The organism is Bacillus sp. SRB_331, from assembly GCF_003264175.1.
Taxonomy (GTDB): domain Bacteria; phylum Bacillota; class Bacilli; order Bacillales; family Bacillaceae_G; genus Bacillus_A; species Bacillus_A mycoides.
On the sequence record NZ_NADV01000043.1, the window covers coordinates 105,802 to 125,178 of the forward strand.

The following is a 19,377-nucleotide window of genomic DNA, read 5'->3' on the forward strand; positions in this document are numbered from 1 at the left end:
TTGATATGGGGGAGATTGTCTATGGAACAATTAGTAAAAGAGCTTTTAGAAGCAAATGTTGGTCGCGTGTTAGTTAATGAACCGTTAGCGCGTTACACGACTATGAAAATAGGCGGACCAGCTGATATTTTAATTGTACCGAAGCATGTTGCTGGTATTGAGAAGACTCTAGAGTTAGTAAAGAAGTACAAGACAAGGTGGACTGCAATTGGTCGTGGTTCAAATCTTCTCGTATCTGATCAAGGTATAGAAGGTGTGGTTATTCGTTTAGGAGAAGGATTAGACCATTTAGAAGTCGAAAAACATAGAGTAAGAGTCGGTGCTGGATATCCCCTTATTAAATTGTCAACTTTACTTAGTCGACAGGGATTAGCGGGCCTGGAATTTGCAAGTGGTATTCCAGGAAGTGTTGGCGGTGCAGTGTATATGAATGCAGGCGCTCATAAGTCCGACATATCGAGTGTATTAACGAAAGCTCGTATTTTGTTTGACAATGGAACAATTAATTGGTTGACGAATACCGAAATGGGCTTTTCTTATCGCACATCTGTATTGCAAATGAAACGCCCTGGTATTGTTTTGGAAGCTGAATTCCAATTAGAGGTAGGCGAACGCGAGGGAATTGTAAGAAGCATGCAAAAGAATAAAGAGTATCGCCGTGAAACGCAGCCTTGGAATCACCCTTGTGCAGGAAGTATATTTCGAAATCCAGTCCCCTATTTTGCAGGAGATTTAATAGAAAAATTAGGGCTTCGTGGTTATACAATAGGTGGAGCTCAAATTTCTGAAATGCATGGGAATTTTATTGTTAATACTGGTGTGGCCTCAGCGCAAGATGTATTAGACTTAATCGCATTGGTAAAGCGTACAATTAAAGATAAATTTGGTGTTGATATGCATACAGAAGTAGAAATAATTGGAAGATAACGGTTGTTCGTTCCGCTCATTATCATTTATGTTATAATAAGAAGATAAGAACGGCATGAGGAACATGCCGTTCTTTATGTTACATAGGGGGATCGTACATGAAAAATAGTAAAGTGATTAAACTACAAGATCGTGTACCAAAATTAAAGAATCAAAATAAAAAAAATAAGAAACCTGTTAATCATCGGTTAATTTTATACATATCGATTTTATTTTTATTAGTACTCTTTTTAATTTATTTTCGGTCTCCGCTTAGTAATATAAAAAAGATAAGTGTCTTTGGAAATCATTATATGACAGATGAACAAGTTATGAAGGAATCAGGTGTGACATATGATACGAGTTATTTCCGAGTAACAGCACATAAAGCAGAAGAAAACTTAACGAAACGAAAAGAAATTAAAGAGGTAAATGTAAAAAAACGTTTCCCAAACAAAATTGATGTTCATATCGAAGAATATTTAACAATTGGCTATATAAACAAAGATGGGAAATTACAACCGTTATTAGAAAATGGGAAAACACTCGATGTACTTCCGAACGGAAAGCTTCCAGTTGCAGCACCAATTTTTGAACCATTTAAAGAGGAAAAAATGAAGGAATTAATTGCAGAACTAGAAAAATTAACGCCAACTATTTTAAGGTCTATTTCTGAAATTCGTTATACACCAACGAACGCAAATGAAGATCATCTTACTTTATATATGAATGAAGGATATGAAGTGAGCACCACTATTCAAAATTTCGCAAAGCGAATGGAAGCTTATCCACTTATTTTAAAAACAATTGAACCTGGTAAGAAGGTTTTAATTGACTTAGAAGTGGGTGCATATACGAAGGAACTAGGTGCTGAAGAAAAGAAAGAATAGAATGATAGTTTTTACTGCGTTATTACGTATGAAATGAAACAAACGTTCTTTTATATGGATGCTAATTTGCAAGAATGCTTAATTTGATGAAAAAAATGTAAATTTTCTTAGATTCATACTAGGATTGGTACAAGTTTCACTTTTCTACAAGTACATCTTAGTGTAGACTTATACTTGGCGGTAATCTTTACACTTGAAATATAATTATTTCAAGATAGAGCAGTTATTCACAGGTTACTGCGATATTCTTAAATGAATGTTAAATAAAAATAAGAAAAATATAGGGTTAAAAAAGGGAAACGTACAAAGACGTTGAATATTTTTCTTATAAATAGTAAAGTTGCGATTGTTGTTCCATATATTGAGTTGTATGGTATAAATAAAGAAGGAGGTGCCAAAGAATGAACAGCAATGAAATATATGTTAGTCTTGACATCGGTACATCCAATGTTAAAGTTATCATTGGTGAAATGGTTAATGATAGCTTAAACATTATTGGTGTTGGAAACGTAAAATCAAATGGTTTGAAAAAGGGATCGATAGTTGATATAGATGAAACTGTTCGATCAATTAAAAAAGCAATTGAACAAGCTGAGCGCATGGTGGGTATCCACATTGAGCAAGTTGTAGTAGGTGTCAATGCAAACCAGGTACAGTTGCTCCCGTGTCACGGAGTAGTCGCTGTTTCAAATGAAGATCGTGAAATCGGGAATGAAGATGTCTTACGCGTTCTAGATGCAGCGCAAGTTGTGTCAATTGCTCCTGAACGTGAATTTATTGATGTGGTACCTCGACAGTTCATTGTAGACGGTCTTGACGAGATTAACGATCCACGCGGGATGATCGGTGTAAGATTAGAAATGGAAGGTACACTTATTACAGGCTCGAGAACTTTACTACATAACCTACTTCGTTGTGTAGAAAAAGCAGGTCTTGAAATTGTTGATATTTGTCTGCAACCTTTAGCGGCAGCGACAGTTGCGTTATCTTCGGATGAAAGAAATAGAGGGGTAGCCCTTGTTGATATGGGCGGAGGATCTACAACCTTATCTATTTTTAAAGATGGAGAGTTGCAAGCAACGAGCGTATTGCCATTAGGTGGAGATCATATAACGAAGGATATAGCGATTGGGCTGAAAACTTCAACAGAAAATGCAGATCAAATTAAGCTGAAATATGGACATGCTTTTTATGATACAGCATCTGAAGAAGAGATGTTTACGGTTCCTATTATGGGAAGCGATCAAACAGAACAATATTCTCAGTTGGAATTATCGGATATAATAGAGGCTCGTGTAGAGGAAATTTTAATGTTTGTTCAAGATGAAGTGCATAAGTTAGGAGTAAAGCAAGCTGCTTCTGGATATGTACTAACTGGTGGGATAGCTTCTATGCCAGGTGTTCTTGATCTTGCATACGATATTTTACATGAAAATGTTCGTATAGCAACTCCTGATTATATTGGTGTTCGTGAGCCTCAATATACAAGTGGAGTTGGATTAATTAAACATTCTTATCAAAAAGCTAAATTACGTGGGAAAAATGTGCAGGAAAAGCAAGAACATTTTGAACCAGTACCAGCACCAATGCCGGTACAACAGCAACCTGCGAAACAAAAAACTCGTAATCAAAACAATACTAATCAAAATGATGACCGCATGATGTCAAAAGTAAAACGTGCATTCCGTTATTTATGGGATTAAAATTGGACACGAAAAATGAGGTTCTAGGGGGATTTCGACATGTTAGAGTTTGATACTACTCAAGATCAATTAGCGAATATAAAAGTTATCGGTGTCGGCGGTGGCGGAAACAACGCTGTAAACCGTATGATTGAACACGGTGTACAAGGTGTAGACTTTATCGCTGTGAATACTGATGCACAAGCATTAAATCTATCAAAAGCTGAAACGAAAATGCAAATTGGTGGAAAATTAACGCGTGGACTTGGTGCAGGCGCAAACCCTGAAGTAGGGAAAAAAGCTGCAGAAGAAAGTAAAGAACAGATTCAAGAAGCGCTTCGTGGCGCGGATATGGTCTTCGTAACTGCTGGTATGGGCGGCGGAACTGGAACTGGTGCAGCTCCAGTTGTTGCTCAAGTTGCAAAAGAACTAGGCGCGTTAACAGTTGGTGTTGTAACACGTCCATTTACATTTGAAGGGCGTAAACGTGCAACTCAAGCTGCATCTGGTATTGCGTCATTTAAAGAAAATGTAGATACACTTATCGTAATTCCAAATGATCGCTTATTAGAGATTGTTGATAAAAATACGCCAATGTTAGAAGCGTTCCGTGAAGCAGATAACGTATTACGTCAAGGTGTTCAAGGTATTTCTGATTTAATTGCTACACCAGGTCTAATTAACTTAGACTTTGCAGACGTAAAAACAATTATGTCTAATAGAGGTTCTGCTTTAATGGGTATCGGTTCTGGTAATGGTGAAAATCGTGCTGCTGAAGCTGCGAAAAAAGCGATTTCTAGTCCATTACTAGAAACATCTATTGATGGAGCTCAAGGTGTTATTATGAACATTACGGGCGGCGCAAACTTAAGTTTATATGAAGTACAAGAAGCAGCAGACATTGTAGCTTCAGCTTCGGATCCAGAAGTAAATATGATCTTCGGTTCTGTTATTAATGAAGGATTAAAAGATGATATCGTTGTCACTGTAATTGCAACTGGTTTTGATGATAGTGCTTCGACACAACCACCAAAACCAATTATCCGTCCGACTGCGAATCACACACAACAGCAACAACAACCAGTAGCTCAACCTTCAAAACAACGTGAAGTTAAGCGTGAAATGAAACGTGAAGAGCCGGTTGTGCATGATCGTCATACAGATTCAGATGACATCGATATTCCAGCATTCTTACGTAACCGTCGTAGACGATAAAAGAAAAGGAGCTTTCATGCTCCTTTTTTTTGTTGTCTAAATGGAAAAGATCTGCTAAGCAGATCTTTTTTATTATTTTGCATATGGAGAGCCCAGTCCTATTTTTAAGCCATAAGCTGTGATAAATTGAAACTTTAATTAGTCGGGGGTGTTCATCCAAAAATGATTGTTAGCCCGACTCCCACTTAACTTCTGTCCTTTTTTATAGCTGAATTTTGAGGCAGGGTCTTACTGCCCGCAAATAGCAAGATAAACTTTGTATATATATAATTCAATTATTATGTATACAAGTAAAAAATTTATATTATTCTATGAAAAATACACTTTTATTTTTTACCGACAGATTATGTCTAGAAATCACAAAATAACAAAAAAATCCCTCCACCAATTGACACACTTTCCTATTGGATATGCATTATACTAGTCTCAACTTAAAAAAAGAGGTGAATTGTTTGGTTGTTTACGCCGACATTGTCTGGTTGTTAAACGCCTGCATTGATTTTCTTTTACTTTTATTAACAGCCACCGTGTTAAAAAAGAGAATCAAAAGATGGAGGCTTGTGTTAGGGGCATTTATAGGTTCAACTATTGTTATTTTCGCCTTTACGCCTTTTGCTTCTATGATGACACATCCAATTATGAAACTATTGTACTCGTTACTTATTGTGTATACAGCATTTGGGTTTTCGACATTTAGAAATTATACACAAACTGTTTTTACTTTCTATTTTGTAACCTTTATGGTTGGTGGAGGATTAATTGGAACGCATTACTTTTTGCAAACGAACGAAATGGTAAATGGATTAGTTCAATCTAAATCAGTTTCTTACGGTGATCCAATTAGTTGGGTATTTGTTATTTTTGGTTTTCCAGTAATTTATTATTTTTCTAAAAAGCGTATAGAAAGCGTAGAGGTCACAAAGATACACTATGATCAAATCGTGAAAGTGGAAATTCAATTAGCTGGAGAGGAACTAGAATTAGCAGGTCTAATTGATAGTGGGAACCAACTTTATGACCCGTTAACGAAAACACCCGTTATGATTATGCATATTTCATCATTAGAACATTGTTTGCCAGCTTGGTTAACAGAACAAATTTATTTCAAAACAGAAATTCCTCAAATACCAGAAAATGATTCTGGATGGGCGACGAAACTACGTTTAATTCCTTTCCGAGCAGTAGGAGTAGAGAATCAATTTTTATGGGCAATTAAGCCAGATTGTGTGCGAGTTTATCATGAAGGTAGTTCGGTTGTTGTAAACAAAGTACTGATTGGATTAAATACACAACAATTATCTACTAATGGAGAGTATCAATGCATTGTACATCCGAAAATGTTGATTTCGCAAAAGATGGTAATTGCTTAATTATGAGAGGCGGGATAATATGGTGAAATTTAAATTTTATTTGGTATACCTTTGGTATAAAGTATTGCTGAAATTAGGAATTAAGACCGATGAAATTTATTATATTGGTGGAAGTGAAGCGTTGCCACCGCCGTTAACGAAAGAAGAAGAGGCAGTTCTTTTGAATAAATTACCAAATGGAGATCAAGCTGCGAGGTCGATGCTTATTGAACGTAACCTAAGGCTTGTTGTATATATAGCAAGAAAATTTGAAAATACAGGGATCAATATTGAGGATTTGATTAGTATAGGAACAATTGGTCTTATTAAGGCAGTGAATACATTTAATCCAGAAAAGAAAATTAAATTAGCAACATATGCATCTCGTTGTATAGAAAATGAAATTTTAATGCATTTGCGTCGAAATAATAAAAATCGTTCGGAAGTTTCTTTTGATGAACCGCTTAACATTGATTGGGACGGAAATGAACTGTTACTATCAGATGTTTTAGGTACAGATGATGACATTATTACAAAAGATTTAGAAGCTACTGTAGATCGTCATCTTTTAATGAAAGCATTGCATCAATTAAATGACCGTGAAAAACAAATTATGGAGCTTCGGTTTGGACTCGCTGGTGGCGAAGAGAAGACACAAAAAGATGTGGCTGATATGCTTGGAATTTCACAGTCTTATATTTCTCGTTTGGAAAAAAGAATTATAAAAAGATTACGAAAAGAATTTAATAAAATGGTGTGAAGAATAAGACCAGTCGGTATCTAGACTGGTCTTATTCTTTTTTTGTGCATTAGGAAATATGATATTTGTGAAAAATGATGGAAAAACCGTATGCATAAAATCCCCTTCAAAGGAAATACTTTACACTGTACAGCAACTCCCGATAGGAGGGAACACTTTGACGAGAAACAAAGTAGAAATTTGCGGTGTTGATACAGCTAAACTTCCAGTACTAAAAAATGAAGAGATGCGTAAATTATTTCGTGAAATGCAAAGTGGAGAGATAAGCGCCAGAGAGAAATTAGTGAATGGAAACTTACGTCTTGTACTGAGCGTCATCCAAAGATTTAATAACAGAGGAGAATATGTTGATGATTTATTTCAAGTTGGTTGCATTGGACTTATGAAATCCATTGATAACTTTGATTTAGGCCAAAATGTAAAGTTTTCAACGTATGCTGTGCCGATGATTATTGGAGAAATACGCAGATATTTGCGTGATAACAATCCAATTCGTGTATCTCGCTCATTACGAGATATTGCGTATAAAGCGTTGCAAGTAAGAGAAAAATTGATTGCTGAAAATTCAAAAGAACCAACAGCAATGGATATTGCGAAAGTTCTTGAAGTGACACATGAAGAGATTGTTTTTGCGCTAGATGCGATTCAAGATCCGGTTTCATTATTTGAACCGATTTATAACGATGGAGGAGATCCTATCTTTGTTATGGATCAATTAAAGGATGAAAAACAAAAGGACGAGCAGTGGGTTGAAGAACTGGCGTTGAAAGAAGGAATGAAGCGTTTAAATGATCGTGAAAAAATGATTATTCGAAAACGTTTCTTTCAAGGAAAGACACAGATGGAAGTTGCCGAAGAAATTGGGATTTCTCAAGCGCAAGTATCACGTTTGGAGAAGTCTGCTATTAAGCAAATGAATAAGACGATTCAAGGATAAGGTCCTCACCAGTTATGGTGAGGTCTTTTTTATATATAATATTTTGCGCTCATAGTAGATTGGGTAGGTTCATATAATGAAAATAAAATGGATGTTCTATTAGTAGCGGTTATATACTGTTTATCCGCTTCGAAATTAGGCTGAAGTAAAAAGTTAGATGGAAGCGGGACTGCCCGTAAAAGTCCGATTGGCATGGGTTAATAATCAGTAGGGATGGGGATAATCCCACTGATTAAGATTTCACTTTATTTGAGAGCGTACTTACGATTCATGATATAAGGGAGAGGATGAATATGATACGGATTTCGGGGTTTCAAATGAAGGATGTTGTAAATGTTTCAGATGGAAAGAGGCTTGGGAATATTGGAGATATTGATATTGATATAGACACAGGAAAGATTAGGGCGGTTATTATTTCTAAGCAGGCACGAATGCTTGGACTCTTTGGGAAGGAAGTAGAATTTGTGATTCCTTGGGAGCAAATTATGAAAATTGGAGAAGATGTCATACTTGTAAAAGTAGATCATGTTAATTCTGTAACAGAATCAATACAAACACCGACAATTTCATAAAGAATATTACAAATTCCTCTTTTTTTTCTGTTGTCATTATGAAAAAATAAAAGTATGGTAAAATAGACAGGAAGTACCATACTTTTTTCTGTTATTTTAATTAAAAGGAGTCGCTTTATGAGAGAACCATTTAAATATGCGGACGGTATACTGTATTTACAAGCGTGGAAAGAACTTGGAAACATTACTGTTGGATTTACGACAAAAGATGGTGGAGTAAGTACAGGCTCCTTTCATGCGATGAATTTAGGATTACATGTGAATGATATCGTGGAGAATGTTCATGAAAACAGACGCATTTTAGCGAATAAGTTACAAAAACCATTAGAAAAATGGATTTGCTCTGAACAAGTTCATGACCATCATGTTGAGAAAGTAGGACTGCAAGAAAAAGGGAAAGGCGTTTATTCATATGAAGACGGTATTCCAAAAACGGATGGCATTTATACGACTAACAAAGATGTTCTCTTAACATCTTGTTACGCTGATTGTGTTCCGCTCTATTTTTATGCACCATCACATGATATGATAGGACTTGCGCATGCTGGGTGGAAAGGGACTGTAACAGAGATTGCGAAAGAAATGATTCAAAAGTGGAATGCAGAAGGTGTTTCAAGTGATGAAATTCATGTCGCAATTGGTCCTGCAATCGGATCATGTTGTTATGTTGTTGATGATCGTGTATTAACAGCAGCACAGCAAGTAGTAAACGGATCTGTTCCTCATAAAGTAATTTCTGATGGTCAGTATGCAATTAATTTAAAAGAAGTTAATCGTATATTATGTGTACAAGCAGGCATAAAAGAAGAACATATTGTAATGTCATCTCTTTGTACAAGCTGTGAAGAACAATTATTTTTCTCTCATCGTCGTGATCAAGGTAAGACGGGGAGAATGTTGAGTTTCATAGGTTTTAAGGAGGAGTGAAGTAAGTGACAGTGCAAGGGAATTTAGCAGATGTAAACGAAGTAATTAAAGAATCTTGTGTACGAGCTGGACGTTCGATGAAAGATATTAAGCTCGTTGCAGTTACAAAAACTGTAGGGATTGAAAAAACAAGCGAAGTAATTGAAACAGGAATTATTGATTTAGGTGAAAATAGAAATGAAGGTTTCTTACAAAAATACGAGCATTTCGGTTCAAAAGTGAATTGGCATTTTATTGGATCATTGCAAACGAGAAAAGTAAAAGAAATCATTAATGAGATTGATTATTTACATTCATTAGATCGTCTTTCGCTTGCAAAAGAAATTCAAAAACGTGCTGATAAGAAAGTTAAATGCTTTATTCAAGTGAAAACATCATCTGAAGAATCAAAGCAAGGATTGGCGATAGAAGAAACAATTTCTTTTATTCAAAGTTTGCAAGAATTGGATAAGATTGAAGTGGTAGGATTAATGACAATGGCTCCGTTTACAGGAGAAGAGGAAGAGATTCGTCGCTGCTTTAAGGAATTGCGCATGCTACAAACAGAGGTGCAGGAGCTAGAATTATTACATGCACCATGTAAAGAATTATCAATGGGAATGTCAAATGATTACACGATTGCAATTGAGGAAGGCGCTACATATATTCGTTTGGGAACGGTTTTAGTAGGAAAAGCGTAGGAGGAAGGAGAAAGTTATTATGAGTTGGTCAAAAGTAAAATACTTCTTTTTTGACACACCGGAAGAAAAAGAAGCAGCTCAATATAGTTATGAAAAGGAGCAAACAGACATGAAAAAGCAACAAGATCCCCCAGAACAACAAGATGTTCCGTTTGCGAAAGTGCAACCGAAGCAAAATGTAGTGAGTATTGAAACAGCGAAGCAATCTTCAAAAGTTGTTTTACTAGAACCACGTACATATTCGGAAGCGCAAGGCATTTCGGATCACTTAAAAGGTAGACGAGCTGTTGTAATTAATTTGCAAAGAATGTCTACAGATCAAGCTGTACGTATCGTTGACTTTTTAAGTGGTACTGTATACGCTATAGGCGGGGATATTCAAAAAATAGGCCCGAAAACATTTATGTGTACACCTGAAAATGTTGATATCGTTGGTGCGATTTCAGAGTTATTCGGTGAAGAAGAAGAGACAAATATAAAGAGGTGGTAATACGCCATGACAACAGTTTTAACAGTGTTACTTACTGCTATCGAGATTTACTCGTGGGCACTAATTATTTACATTCTCCTATCATGGTTTCCTGGCGCAAAGGAATCAGCTTTTGGAGATTTTCTTGCGCGTATTTGCGAACCGTATTTAGAGCCGTTTAGGAGGTTTATTCCACCATTTGGTATGATTGATATTTCTCCACTTGTTGCTATTGTTGCCTTGAAACTTGCTAGAGGTGGTTTAGTGAGTTTATTCAACTATTTTTTATAGTGTGAGGTTAAATACATGAGCATCTATGAGCATTTTAGACCTGATGAAGAGGTCTTTGTGGATAAAGTATTAGAGTGGAAACAGGCTGCTGAGTACCATCAAGTCAAGTTAACAGATTTTCTTGATCCAAGACAGCAACAAATTGTTTCTATGGTAATAGGGCAAGGAGATGTAGCTGTACGGTTTGATGGTGCGATGCCTGAAGCCGAACGGAAAAGAGCACTAATTTATCCAGATTATCTAGAATTAAATGAAGAGGAATTTCAAGTAGAAGTATTAGAAATTGACTATCCTTCCAAGTTTTTTACGCTAGAACATAGGCAAATATTAGGTGCATTCATGTCGCTTGGTTTAACAAGGGAAAAATGTGGTGATATTTTGCTTCAAGAAGACCGTGCCCAAATTGCAGTTGCCAAAGAAGTTGTATCGTATATTGAAATGAACTTACAATCAATAGGGAAAATGAAAGTCACACTCTCTCCTATACAAGTAGAGAAAATTTTGCGTGTAGGTGAAAAATGGGGAGAAAAATCTGGGACTGTTTCGTCACTTCGTCTAGATGTTTTATTAGCTGAAATGCTACATATATCTAGGCAGAAGGTACAGCCTCTTATAAAAGGTGGCTTAGTAAAAGTCAATTGGAAAACAGTAGAGCAAACTTCGTATGAATGTTTTCCAGGGGATGTTTTCTCGGTTAGAGGGTATGGACGAAGTAAATTATTTTCTGTAGAAGGTAAAACGAAGCGCGACAAATGGAGAGTTTTGTATGGTATACTAAAATGATTGGTTTTTTAGAAGGAAATTCTCTTATTTTGTCGAAGAAAAGATATAATTGAAAGAGGAAATTTAGATAACTACTTGGAGGTGGCGTTGTGCCGTTAACACCATTAGATATTCATAACAAAGAATTTGGTCGCGGGTTTCGTGGCTACGATGAAGATCAAGTAAATGAGTTTCTTGATCAAATCATCAAAGATTATGAATTAGTCATTCGTGAGAAAAAAGCTTTAGAAGAAAAGGTTGCACAATTAGAAGGAAAGTTAGATCATTTTTCTAATATTGAAGATACGCTGAACAAATCTATCATTGTCGCACAAGAAGCTGCTGAAGAAGTGAAGCGTAATGCACAAAAAGAAGCAAAATTAATTGTACGTGAAGCAGAAAAAAATGCAGATCGTATCATTAATGAAGCGTTAGTGAAATCAAGAAAAGTTGCTTTTGATATTGAAGAGTTGAAGAAACAAGCGAAAGTATTCCGAACTCGTTTCCGTATGTTATTAGAAACACAACTTGAAATGTTAAACAACGATGATTGGGATAAACTAATTGAATTAGAAGACGAAGTGGACGAACTGTTGAAAAAAGAAGAAACAGTGTAAGCTTGACGTTTTTCTCATTATTACATATAATTTTAAACAGCATATTTATTAAGAAAAACGAAGATAGGGATAAGTACCTTTTTCATACCTTATATAGCGAACTGAGGATGGTGTAAGCTCAGGATAAGGAGATAATGGGAATATCACCCTGGAGTTCCGCGCTGAACAAATTTAGTAAGCGTAGGCGTATATTCGCGTTAAGAATATAAAGAGGACCTTATGCATTTGTATATGGTCTACTAGGGTGGTACCGCGGGAGACTTTCTCGTCCCTTTTTGGGGATGAGAGGTCTCTTTTTTATTCCCTTTTTTAAGGTCTGTCGTTTATATATTTAAGGAGGAATTGAGCATGGAGTACAAAAATACATTACTAATGCCAAAAACAGAATTCCCGATGCGTGGGAATTTACCGAAACGTGAGCCTGCAATGCAAGAAAAATGGGCTGAAATGAATATTTATGAAAAGGTACAAGAACATACGAAAGGCCGTCCTTTATTTGTACTACATGATGGACCTCCATATGCAAATGGTGACATCCATATGGGACACGCACTAAATAAAGTGTTAAAAGACTTTATTGTTCGTTTTAAATCAATGACTGGATACTGTGCACCATATGTACCAGGTTGGGATACACACGGTTTACCAATTGAGCAAGCTTTAACAAATAAAGGTGTAAAGCGTAAAGAAATGACAGTTGCTGAGTTCCGTAAGTTATGTGCAGAGTATGCATATGAGCAAGTAGAACGTCAACGTGAACAATTTAAGCGTTTAGGTGTACGTGCAGATTGGGATAATCCATATATTACTTTAGAGCCAGCTTATGAAGCACAACAAATTAAAGTGTTTGGTGACATGGCGAAAAAAGGTTATATCTATAAAGGACAAAAACCAGTTTACTGGTCTCCAACAAGTGAATCAGCTTTAGCAGAAGCTGAAATTGAATATCAAGATAAAAAATCAGCATCTATTTACGTAGCATTCCCTGTAAAAGATGGAAAGAACGTATTAGAAGGTGATGAGAAATACATTATTTGGACAACAACACCTTGGACATTACCTGCTAACCTAGGTATTTCTGTTCATCCAGAACTTGAATATGCTATTGTGAAAGTAAATGATGAGAAATATATTATTGCTTCTGAACTATTTGAGACAGTTGCAAAAACGTTAGAGTGGGAAAATGCTGAAGTTGTGAAAACGGTAAAAGGTAGCGAACTTGAGTATACAGTTGCAAAACATCCATTCTACGATCGTGACTCATTAGTTATGCTAGGAGAGCACGTAACAACAGATGCAGGTACAGGTTGTGTTCATACAGCACCAGGACACGGGGAAGATGACTTCGTTGTTGGTAAAAAGTATGGATTAGAAGTACTTTGCCCAGTTGATGATAAAGGTGTATTAACAAATGAGGCACCTGGATTTGAAGGCTTATTCTATGATAAAGCTAACAAGCCAATTACAGAAAAATTAGAAGAAGTAGGCGCGTTACTGAAACTAACATTCATTACGCATTCATACCCACATGATTGGAGAACAAAAAAACCAATTATTTTCCGTGCGACAGCGCAGTGGTTTGCATCTATTGAAGCGTTCCGTAAAGAATTATTAGAAGCTGTTGCGGAAACAAAATGGGTACCAGCATGGGGAGAAACTCGTCTTCATAATATGGTTCGTGACCGTGGTGACTGGTGTATTTCTCGTCAGCGTGCATGGGGTGTGCCAATTCCTGTATTCTATGCAGAAAATGGTGATCCAATTATTACAGATGAAACAATTAATCATGTAGCAGATTTATTCCGTGAGCACGGTTCTAACGTATGGTTCGAGCGTGAAGCGAAAGATTTATTACCAGAAGGATTTACACATACAGGTAGCCCAAATGGTGAATTCCGTAAAGAAACAGACATCATGGATGTATGGTTCGATTCAGGTTCTTCTCACCAAGCGGTATTAGAAGAGCGCGAAGACTTACAACGTCCAGCTGATTTATATTTAGAAGGATCTGACCAGTATCGTGGTTGGTTTAACTCTTCATTATCAACAGCAGTTGCTGTAACTGGTAAAGCTCCGTATAAAGGCGTACTAAGCCATGGTTTCGTACTAGATGGTGACGGACGTAAAATGAGTAAGTCGATTGGAAACATCGTCGTACCGAAGAAAATTATGGATCAATTAGGCGGAGACATTTTACGCTTATGGGTATCTTCTGTTGACTATCAATCTGATGTACGTATTTCAGATGATATTTTAAAACAAGTAGCAGAAGTGTATCGTAAAATCCGTAACACATTCCGTTTCTTATTAGGAAACTTAGATGATTTTAATCCAAGTGAAAATACAGTAGCGGTAGCTGAACTTCGTGAAGTAGATCGTTACATGTTAGTGAAGTTAAATGACTTAATTACAAAAGTAAAAGATGCATATGAAACATATGATTTTGCTGCTGTATATCATGCAATTCACAACTTCTGTACAATTGATCTAAGTTCATTCTACTTAGACTTTGCAAAAGACATTTTATACATTGAAGGTGCAGATCACGCGGATCGTCGTGCAATTCAAACTGTATTATATGATGTTCTTGTTGCATTAACGAAACTTGTAACGCCAATCTTACCTCATACAGCTGATGAAGTATGGCCATATGTTCCTGGTGCAGAAGAAGAAAGCGTACAGTTAACTAATATGCCAGAAGCTACAGAAGTAGAGGGTTCAGAAGCGTTAAGAGCAAAATGGGATGCATTTATGACATTACGTGATGACGTTTTAAAAGCGTTAGAAGTAGCTCGTAATGAGAAAGTAATTGGTAAGTCATTAAATGCGAGCATTACGCTATATCCGACTGCAGAAATGAAGGCTATGTTAGAGTCTATTAGCGAAGACTTAAAGCAATTATTCATCGTCTCTGAGTATAAACTTGGTGGTACAATTGAAGAAGCGCCAACAGAAGCACCAAAGTATGAGCATACAGCTGTAGTTGTAGCACAGGCGACAGGTGAGACGTGTGAACGTTGTTGGGTTGTTTCAGAAACAATTGGTAAAGATGCAGAGCATGAAACATTATGTGAGCGTTGTGCAACGGTTGTTAAAGAAAATTATGTAAAATAATGAAAAAAAGCTGACTGCTCATAATAGCAGTCAGTTTTTTGTTGATGATATATCGAAATAACTTTCACTCTCTTTCCTATGAAGGAAAAATGTGTGTGAGGTAAGCGTGGAAATTTCGGACACACTAATTGTACATTGCAGCTGGGAGGAATGTACACGTGAATGAAATTTATATGGAAATAAAAGAAGAATTGCAATTGATGAGAAAAGAGTTGCAAGATAGATTGGCGAAAGAAGTAATGCACACATACTATATGGAATTTGGGCAAGAACTTGGATACGAAATAAAGGAAGAGACAAAGAAAAAATTGCTATTACATGATATAAAAGAGGATTTAAAAGATGTAGAACGTGCATTGTTTAAAATGGAAATAGATATGTACGGTATTTGTGAAGAAACTGGAAGAGCGATTTCTACAAAACAAATGAAAACAATGCCGACTGCTCGTACTATTCATGAATTTTTCTGTAAAAAGGTAAATGTATGAATACGCACAACGATATTATGTTACCTTTTTTTAATTTATTTTATTCTTCTACAAAGGTTCATTGTGAAAAGGTAGCAGCTATGCTAAAATTTTGAGGTACACTGTCTTTGTGGGGGAAATGAAAATGATATATTATGTAATAGCGTTATTTGTCATTGCCATCGATCAAATATCGAAGTGGCTAATTGTAAAGAACATGGAATTGGGTACGAGCATTCCGATTATCGATAATGTATTATACATAACATCTCATCGAAATAGAGGAGCTGCCTGGGGTATTTTAGAAAATAAAATGTGGTTTTTCTACATTATTACAGTCATTTTCGTAGCATTTATCGTATTTTATATGAAAAAATATGCGAAAACGGACAAGCTTCTAGGTATTTCATTAGGTCTAATTTTAGGCGGAGCAATTGGCAATTTTATTGATCGTGTATTTAGACAAGAAGTAGTGGATTTCATTCACGTGTATATTTTCTCGTACAACTATCCGGTATTCAATATAGCTGACTCAGCATTATGTATTGGAGTTGTATTAATTATTATTCAAACAGTATTAGAAGGAAAGAAAGCGAAGGAGTAATTGAATGAGTGAAGTAGTACAAGTAACAGTTGCAGAAGAACAAAAAAGCGAGCGAATTGATAAATTCGTTGCAGAAATAAACAGTGAATGGTCACGTTCACAAGTGCAGCAATGGATTAAAGATGCTGTTGTGACAGTAAATGGAAAATCAGTTAAAGGGAATTATAAAGTAAAAGGAAATGATGAAATTACAGTAACAATTCCCGAGCCAGAAGAGTTAGATATTCAACCGGAAGATATGAATTTAGAAGTTTATTATGAAGATGCCGATGTACTAGTTGTAAATAAGCCGCGTGGCATGGTAGTACATCCAGCACCAGGGCATACGAAGGGTACGCTTGTAAACGGACTTATGCATCATTGTACAGACCTATCAGGTATTAACGGTGTAATGCGTCCTGGTATAGTACACCGTATTGATAAGGATACATCTGGATTATTAATGGTTGCTAAAAATGATATGGCGCATGAATCACTTGTAAATCAACTTGTAGCAAAAACGGTAACAAGACGTTATAAAGCGATTGTACATGGTGTAATTCCACATGATAAAGGAATAATTGACGCTCCAATTGGTCGTGATAAAAAAGAACGTCAAAGTATGACTGTTGATGAAAATGGTAAGAATGCAGTTACACATTTCCAAGTGTTAGAGCGATTTAAGGATTTCACACTTGTAGAATGCCGCTTAGAAACGGGACGTACACACCAAATTCGTGTTCATATGAAATATATTGGTTATCCACTTGCAGGGGATCCAAAGTATGGTCCGAAGAAAACATTAGATATGAATGGACAAGCACTTCATGCAGGGATTTTAGGTTTCGATCACCCTCGTACTGGTGAATATATTGAGTTTGAGGCACCGATTCCAGAAGTGTTTGAAGAAGCGCTAAATATTTTACGGAAATAGTATTGACAAATCATAAGAAAACTGAGATACTGACAACAGTTAAATAATGATCCTTTAACACAGCCCCGTGAGGTTGAGAAGGTAACGGTTTGAAATACTTAGGGTATGTTGTACCCTTTTTTCAAAAGTCCTCTCGCACACGCTGAGAGGACTTTTTTTATACCATTACTCTCACGCAAGAAAAAAACTTGGAGGTGTAGAGCATGCAAGAGAAAGCTGTCGTTTTAGATGACCAAATGATTCGCCGCGCTTTAACACGAATTAGTCATGAAATCGTGGAACGAAATAAAGGTGTCGATAATTGTGTTCTTGTCGGAATAAAAACACGTGGAATTTTTATTGCACAACGTTTGGCAGAACGAATTGGTCAAATTGAAGGAAAAGAGATGGAAGTAGGAGAGTTAGATATTACGTTGTATCGTGATGATTTAACACTACAATCGAAACATAAAGAACCACTTGTAAAAGGTTCTGATATTCCTGTAGATATTACGAAGAAAAAAGTTATCCTTGTGGATGATGTGTTATATACAGGAAGAACAGTTCGAGCAGCAATGGATGCTCTTATGGATTTAGGTAGACCATCACAAATCCAATTAGCTGTTCTTGTTGATAGAGGTCATCGTGAATTACCAATTCGCGCTGATTATGTAGGAAAGAACATTCCAACATCTAGTGAAGAGCGTATCGAAGTTGATTTGCAAGAGACAGATCAACAAGATCGAGTAAGCATATACGATAAGTAAAGCCCTTTTAAATGTAGTCCTGTGAGGCTGCCAAAGGGTCTTGGCTTTCATATGTCAAATTTGGCATACGAAAGTGTAGGACTCTTTGTGCACAGGCACAAAGAGTTTTTTTATTGCAAAAATCAAAACTGAAGGAGGATGTAACAATGGAGCAAAAGCCAGTGTTAGACATTCATGAAGTACCGAAACCGGGAAAATGGTTATTATTAAGTATACAACATTTGTTCGCGATGTTTGGATCAACAGTGCTTGTTCCGTTTTTAACAGGACTGAATCCATCAGTAGCTTTAATATCAAGTGGATTAGGAACGCTAGCGTTTCTTCTAATAACGAAAGGTCAAGTACCAGCATATTTAGGATCATCATTCGCCTTTATTGCACCAATTATTACAGCAAAAACAGCAGGTGGACCTGGAGCAGCGATGCTTGGAGGAATGCTTGCGGGACTTGTTTACATCTTAATCTCACTCGGAATTAAGAAATCTGGGTCAGAATGGATTATGAAATTACTTCCGCCAATCGTAGTTGGGCCAGTCGTAATGGTAATCGGTTTATCTTTAGCACATACAGCAGTGAACATGGCGATGAACGGTGCGGATGGTAAGTATAGCATTACACACTTTTCAGTAGCATTAGTAACATTAGCAATTACAATCATTTGCTCCATATTCGGGAGAGGATTTTTCAGTATCATACCAGTGCTACTTGGAATCATCGGCGGGTATATATTCGCTTACTTCCAAGGGCTAGTAGATTTAAAGCCAGTAGCTGAGGCAAAATGGTTTGTCATACCAGACTTCACAGTACCGTTTGTAACATATACTCCGGAGTTTTCATGGAAAATTGTACTCTTAATGGTGCCAGTTGCACTTGTAACAATTTCAGAACATATCGGACATCAAATTGTACTTGGAAATGTTATTAAAAGAGATTTAATTGAAAAACCAGGTTTACATCGTTCAATCTTCGGTGATGGGATAGCAACATTGATCGCATCACTAATAGGAGGACCACCGAATACAACGTACGGTGAAAACATCGGCGTGCTAGCAATTACGAGAGCATACAGTGTATACTTATTCATCGGTTCAGCAGTGTTCGCAATCATGTTTGGATTTATCGGGAAGATTTCAGCACTGATTCATTCGATTCCAACACCAGTTATGGGTGGTGTATCAATCTTACTCTTCGGTGTAATCGCATCAAGTGGTTTACGTATGATGGTAGACGATAAAACAGACTTAGGTGACAAACGAAACTTAATGATTGCATCAGTTATACTAGTAATCGGTATTGGCGGAGCGGTACTGCACGTAGGTGAATCGTTCCAAGTAGAAGGAATGGCGCTAGCAGCAATTGTAGGTGTACTATTAAATCTACTACTACCAGAGACAAAACAAACAAATAAAACAAAACAATCTAAGCAGATTGCTTCATAAAAATAACCTTTTAATTCAGTCCTGTGAGATAGAAAAG

General features: G+C 36.5%; 20 protein-coding genes and 1 other annotated feature. All 20 genes read left to right on the forward strand.

Annotated features, from left to right (window positions below; all coding sequences use genetic code 11):
• The first annotated feature begins 21 nt into the window (after positions 1–21).
• Positions 22–927 (forward strand): UDP-N-acetylmuramate dehydrogenase, encoded by a 906-nt coding sequence (gene murB, locus B5P42_RS25050; protein ID WP_113735491.1) that lies wholly within the window; start codon positions 22–24, stop codon positions 925–927.
• A gap of 98 nt (positions 928–1,025) precedes the next feature.
• Positions 1,026–1,796 carry a cell division protein DivIB gene (gene divIB / locus B5P42_RS25055; protein WP_002014733.1) on the forward strand — a complete coding sequence of 257 codons (771 nt, stop codon included), beginning with the start codon at positions 1,026–1,028 and terminating at the stop codon, positions 1,794–1,796.
• 401 nt (positions 1,797–2,197) lie between these two features.
• Positions 2,198–3,499 carry a cell division protein FtsA gene (ftsA, locus tag B5P42_RS25060; protein ID WP_002014731.1) on the forward strand — a complete coding sequence of 434 codons (1,302 nt, stop codon included), beginning with the start codon at positions 2,198–2,200 and terminating at the stop codon, positions 3,497–3,499.
• A gap of 39 nt (positions 3,500–3,538) precedes the next feature.
• Positions 3,539–4,693, forward strand: coding sequence for a cell division protein FtsZ (gene ftsZ / locus B5P42_RS25065; RefSeq protein WP_002014730.1), 1,155 nt, complete (start codon positions 3,539–3,541; stop codon positions 4,691–4,693).
• Positions 4,694–5,145: 452 nt separating this feature from the next.
• Positions 5,146–6,063: a sigma-E processing peptidase SpoIIGA gene (gene spoIIGA / locus B5P42_RS25070; RefSeq protein WP_113735492.1), complete on the forward strand. Its 918-nt coding sequence runs from the start codon at positions 5,146–5,148 to the stop codon at positions 6,061–6,063.
• 19 nt (positions 6,064–6,082) lie between these two features.
• Complete coding sequence (sigE, locus tag B5P42_RS25075; RefSeq protein WP_002128857.1) at positions 6,083–6,802, forward strand: RNA polymerase sporulation sigma factor SigE; 720 nt, start codon at positions 6,083–6,085, stop codon at positions 6,800–6,802.
• Positions 6,803–6,959: 157 nt separating this feature from the next.
• Positions 6,960–7,739 carry an RNA polymerase sporulation sigma factor SigG gene (gene sigG, locus B5P42_RS25080; protein ID WP_002014725.1) on the forward strand — a complete coding sequence of 260 codons (780 nt, stop codon included), beginning with the start codon at positions 6,960–6,962 and terminating at the stop codon, positions 7,737–7,739.
• 293 nt (positions 7,740–8,032) lie between these two features.
• The gene (locus tag B5P42_RS25085) at positions 8,033–8,311 is read left to right on the forward strand and encodes a YlmC/YmxH family sporulation protein (RefSeq protein ID WP_113735493.1); all 279 of its coding nucleotides are present in this window, start codon (positions 8,033–8,035) and stop codon (positions 8,309–8,311) included.
• 117 nt (positions 8,312–8,428) lie between these two features.
• The gene (pgeF, locus tag B5P42_RS25090; protein ID WP_002128855.1) at positions 8,429–9,238 is read left to right on the forward strand and encodes a peptidoglycan editing factor PgeF; all 810 of its coding nucleotides are present in this window, start codon (positions 8,429–8,431) and stop codon (positions 9,236–9,238) included.
• 5 nt (positions 9,239–9,243) lie between these two features.
• Complete coding sequence (locus B5P42_RS25095; protein ID WP_002033757.1) at positions 9,244–9,918, forward strand: YggS family pyridoxal phosphate-dependent enzyme; 675 nt, start codon at positions 9,244–9,246, stop codon at positions 9,916–9,918.
• Positions 9,919–9,937: 19 nt separating this feature from the next.
• On the forward strand, positions 9,938–10,408 hold the full coding sequence (locus B5P42_RS25100) for a cell division protein SepF (protein WP_002014721.1): 471 nt from the start codon (positions 9,938–9,940) through the stop codon (positions 10,406–10,408).
• 6 nt (positions 10,409–10,414) lie between these two features.
• Positions 10,415–10,678 carry a YggT family protein gene (locus B5P42_RS25105; RefSeq protein ID WP_002014720.1) on the forward strand — a complete coding sequence of 88 codons (264 nt, stop codon included), beginning with the start codon at positions 10,415–10,417 and terminating at the stop codon, positions 10,676–10,678.
• Between the two features lie 15 nt (positions 10,679–10,693).
• A complete protein-coding gene (locus tag B5P42_RS25110; protein WP_002033759.1) occupies positions 10,694–11,461 on the forward strand; it encodes a YlmH family RNA-binding protein in 768 nt (255 codons plus the stop codon).
• Positions 11,462–11,550: 89 nt separating this feature from the next.
• Positions 11,551–12,057: a septum site-determining protein DivIVA gene (divIVA, locus tag B5P42_RS25115; protein WP_001131609.1), complete on the forward strand. Its 507-nt coding sequence runs from the start codon at positions 11,551–11,553 to the stop codon at positions 12,055–12,057.
• A gap of 51 nt (positions 12,058–12,108) precedes the next feature.
• Positions 12,109–12,333 (forward strand) — a binding site (T-box leader).
• Positions 12,334–12,405: 72 nt separating this feature from the next.
• On the forward strand, positions 12,406–15,171 hold the full coding sequence (gene ileS2, locus B5P42_RS25120) for an isoleucine--tRNA ligase (protein WP_002066877.1): 2,766 nt from the start codon (positions 12,406–12,408) through the stop codon (positions 15,169–15,171).
• Positions 15,172–15,329: 158 nt separating this feature from the next.
• Positions 15,330–15,659 carry a TraR/DksA C4-type zinc finger protein gene (locus B5P42_RS25125; RefSeq protein WP_113735494.1) on the forward strand — a complete coding sequence of 110 codons (330 nt, stop codon included), beginning with the start codon at positions 15,330–15,332 and terminating at the stop codon, positions 15,657–15,659.
• 124 nt (positions 15,660–15,783) lie between these two features.
• A complete protein-coding gene (gene lspA / locus B5P42_RS25130; protein WP_002128849.1) occupies positions 15,784–16,242 on the forward strand; it encodes a lipoprotein signal peptidase LspA in 459 nt (152 codons plus the stop codon).
• Between the two features lie 4 nt (positions 16,243–16,246).
• Complete coding sequence (locus B5P42_RS25135; protein WP_002033761.1) at positions 16,247–17,155, forward strand: RluA family pseudouridine synthase; 909 nt, start codon at positions 16,247–16,249, stop codon at positions 17,153–17,155.
• Between the two features lie 203 nt (positions 17,156–17,358).
• Positions 17,359–17,901: a bifunctional pyrimidine operon transcriptional regulator/uracil phosphoribosyltransferase gene (gene pyrR / locus B5P42_RS25140; RefSeq protein WP_001156489.1), complete on the forward strand. Its 543-nt coding sequence runs from the start codon at positions 17,359–17,361 to the stop codon at positions 17,899–17,901.
• A 146-nt stretch (positions 17,902–18,047) separates the two neighbouring features.
• Positions 18,048–19,340 carry a uracil permease gene (uraA, locus tag B5P42_RS25145; RefSeq protein WP_002014712.1) on the forward strand — a complete coding sequence of 431 codons (1,293 nt, stop codon included), beginning with the start codon at positions 18,048–18,050 and terminating at the stop codon, positions 19,338–19,340.
• Positions 19,341–19,377: the final 37 nt, after the last annotated feature.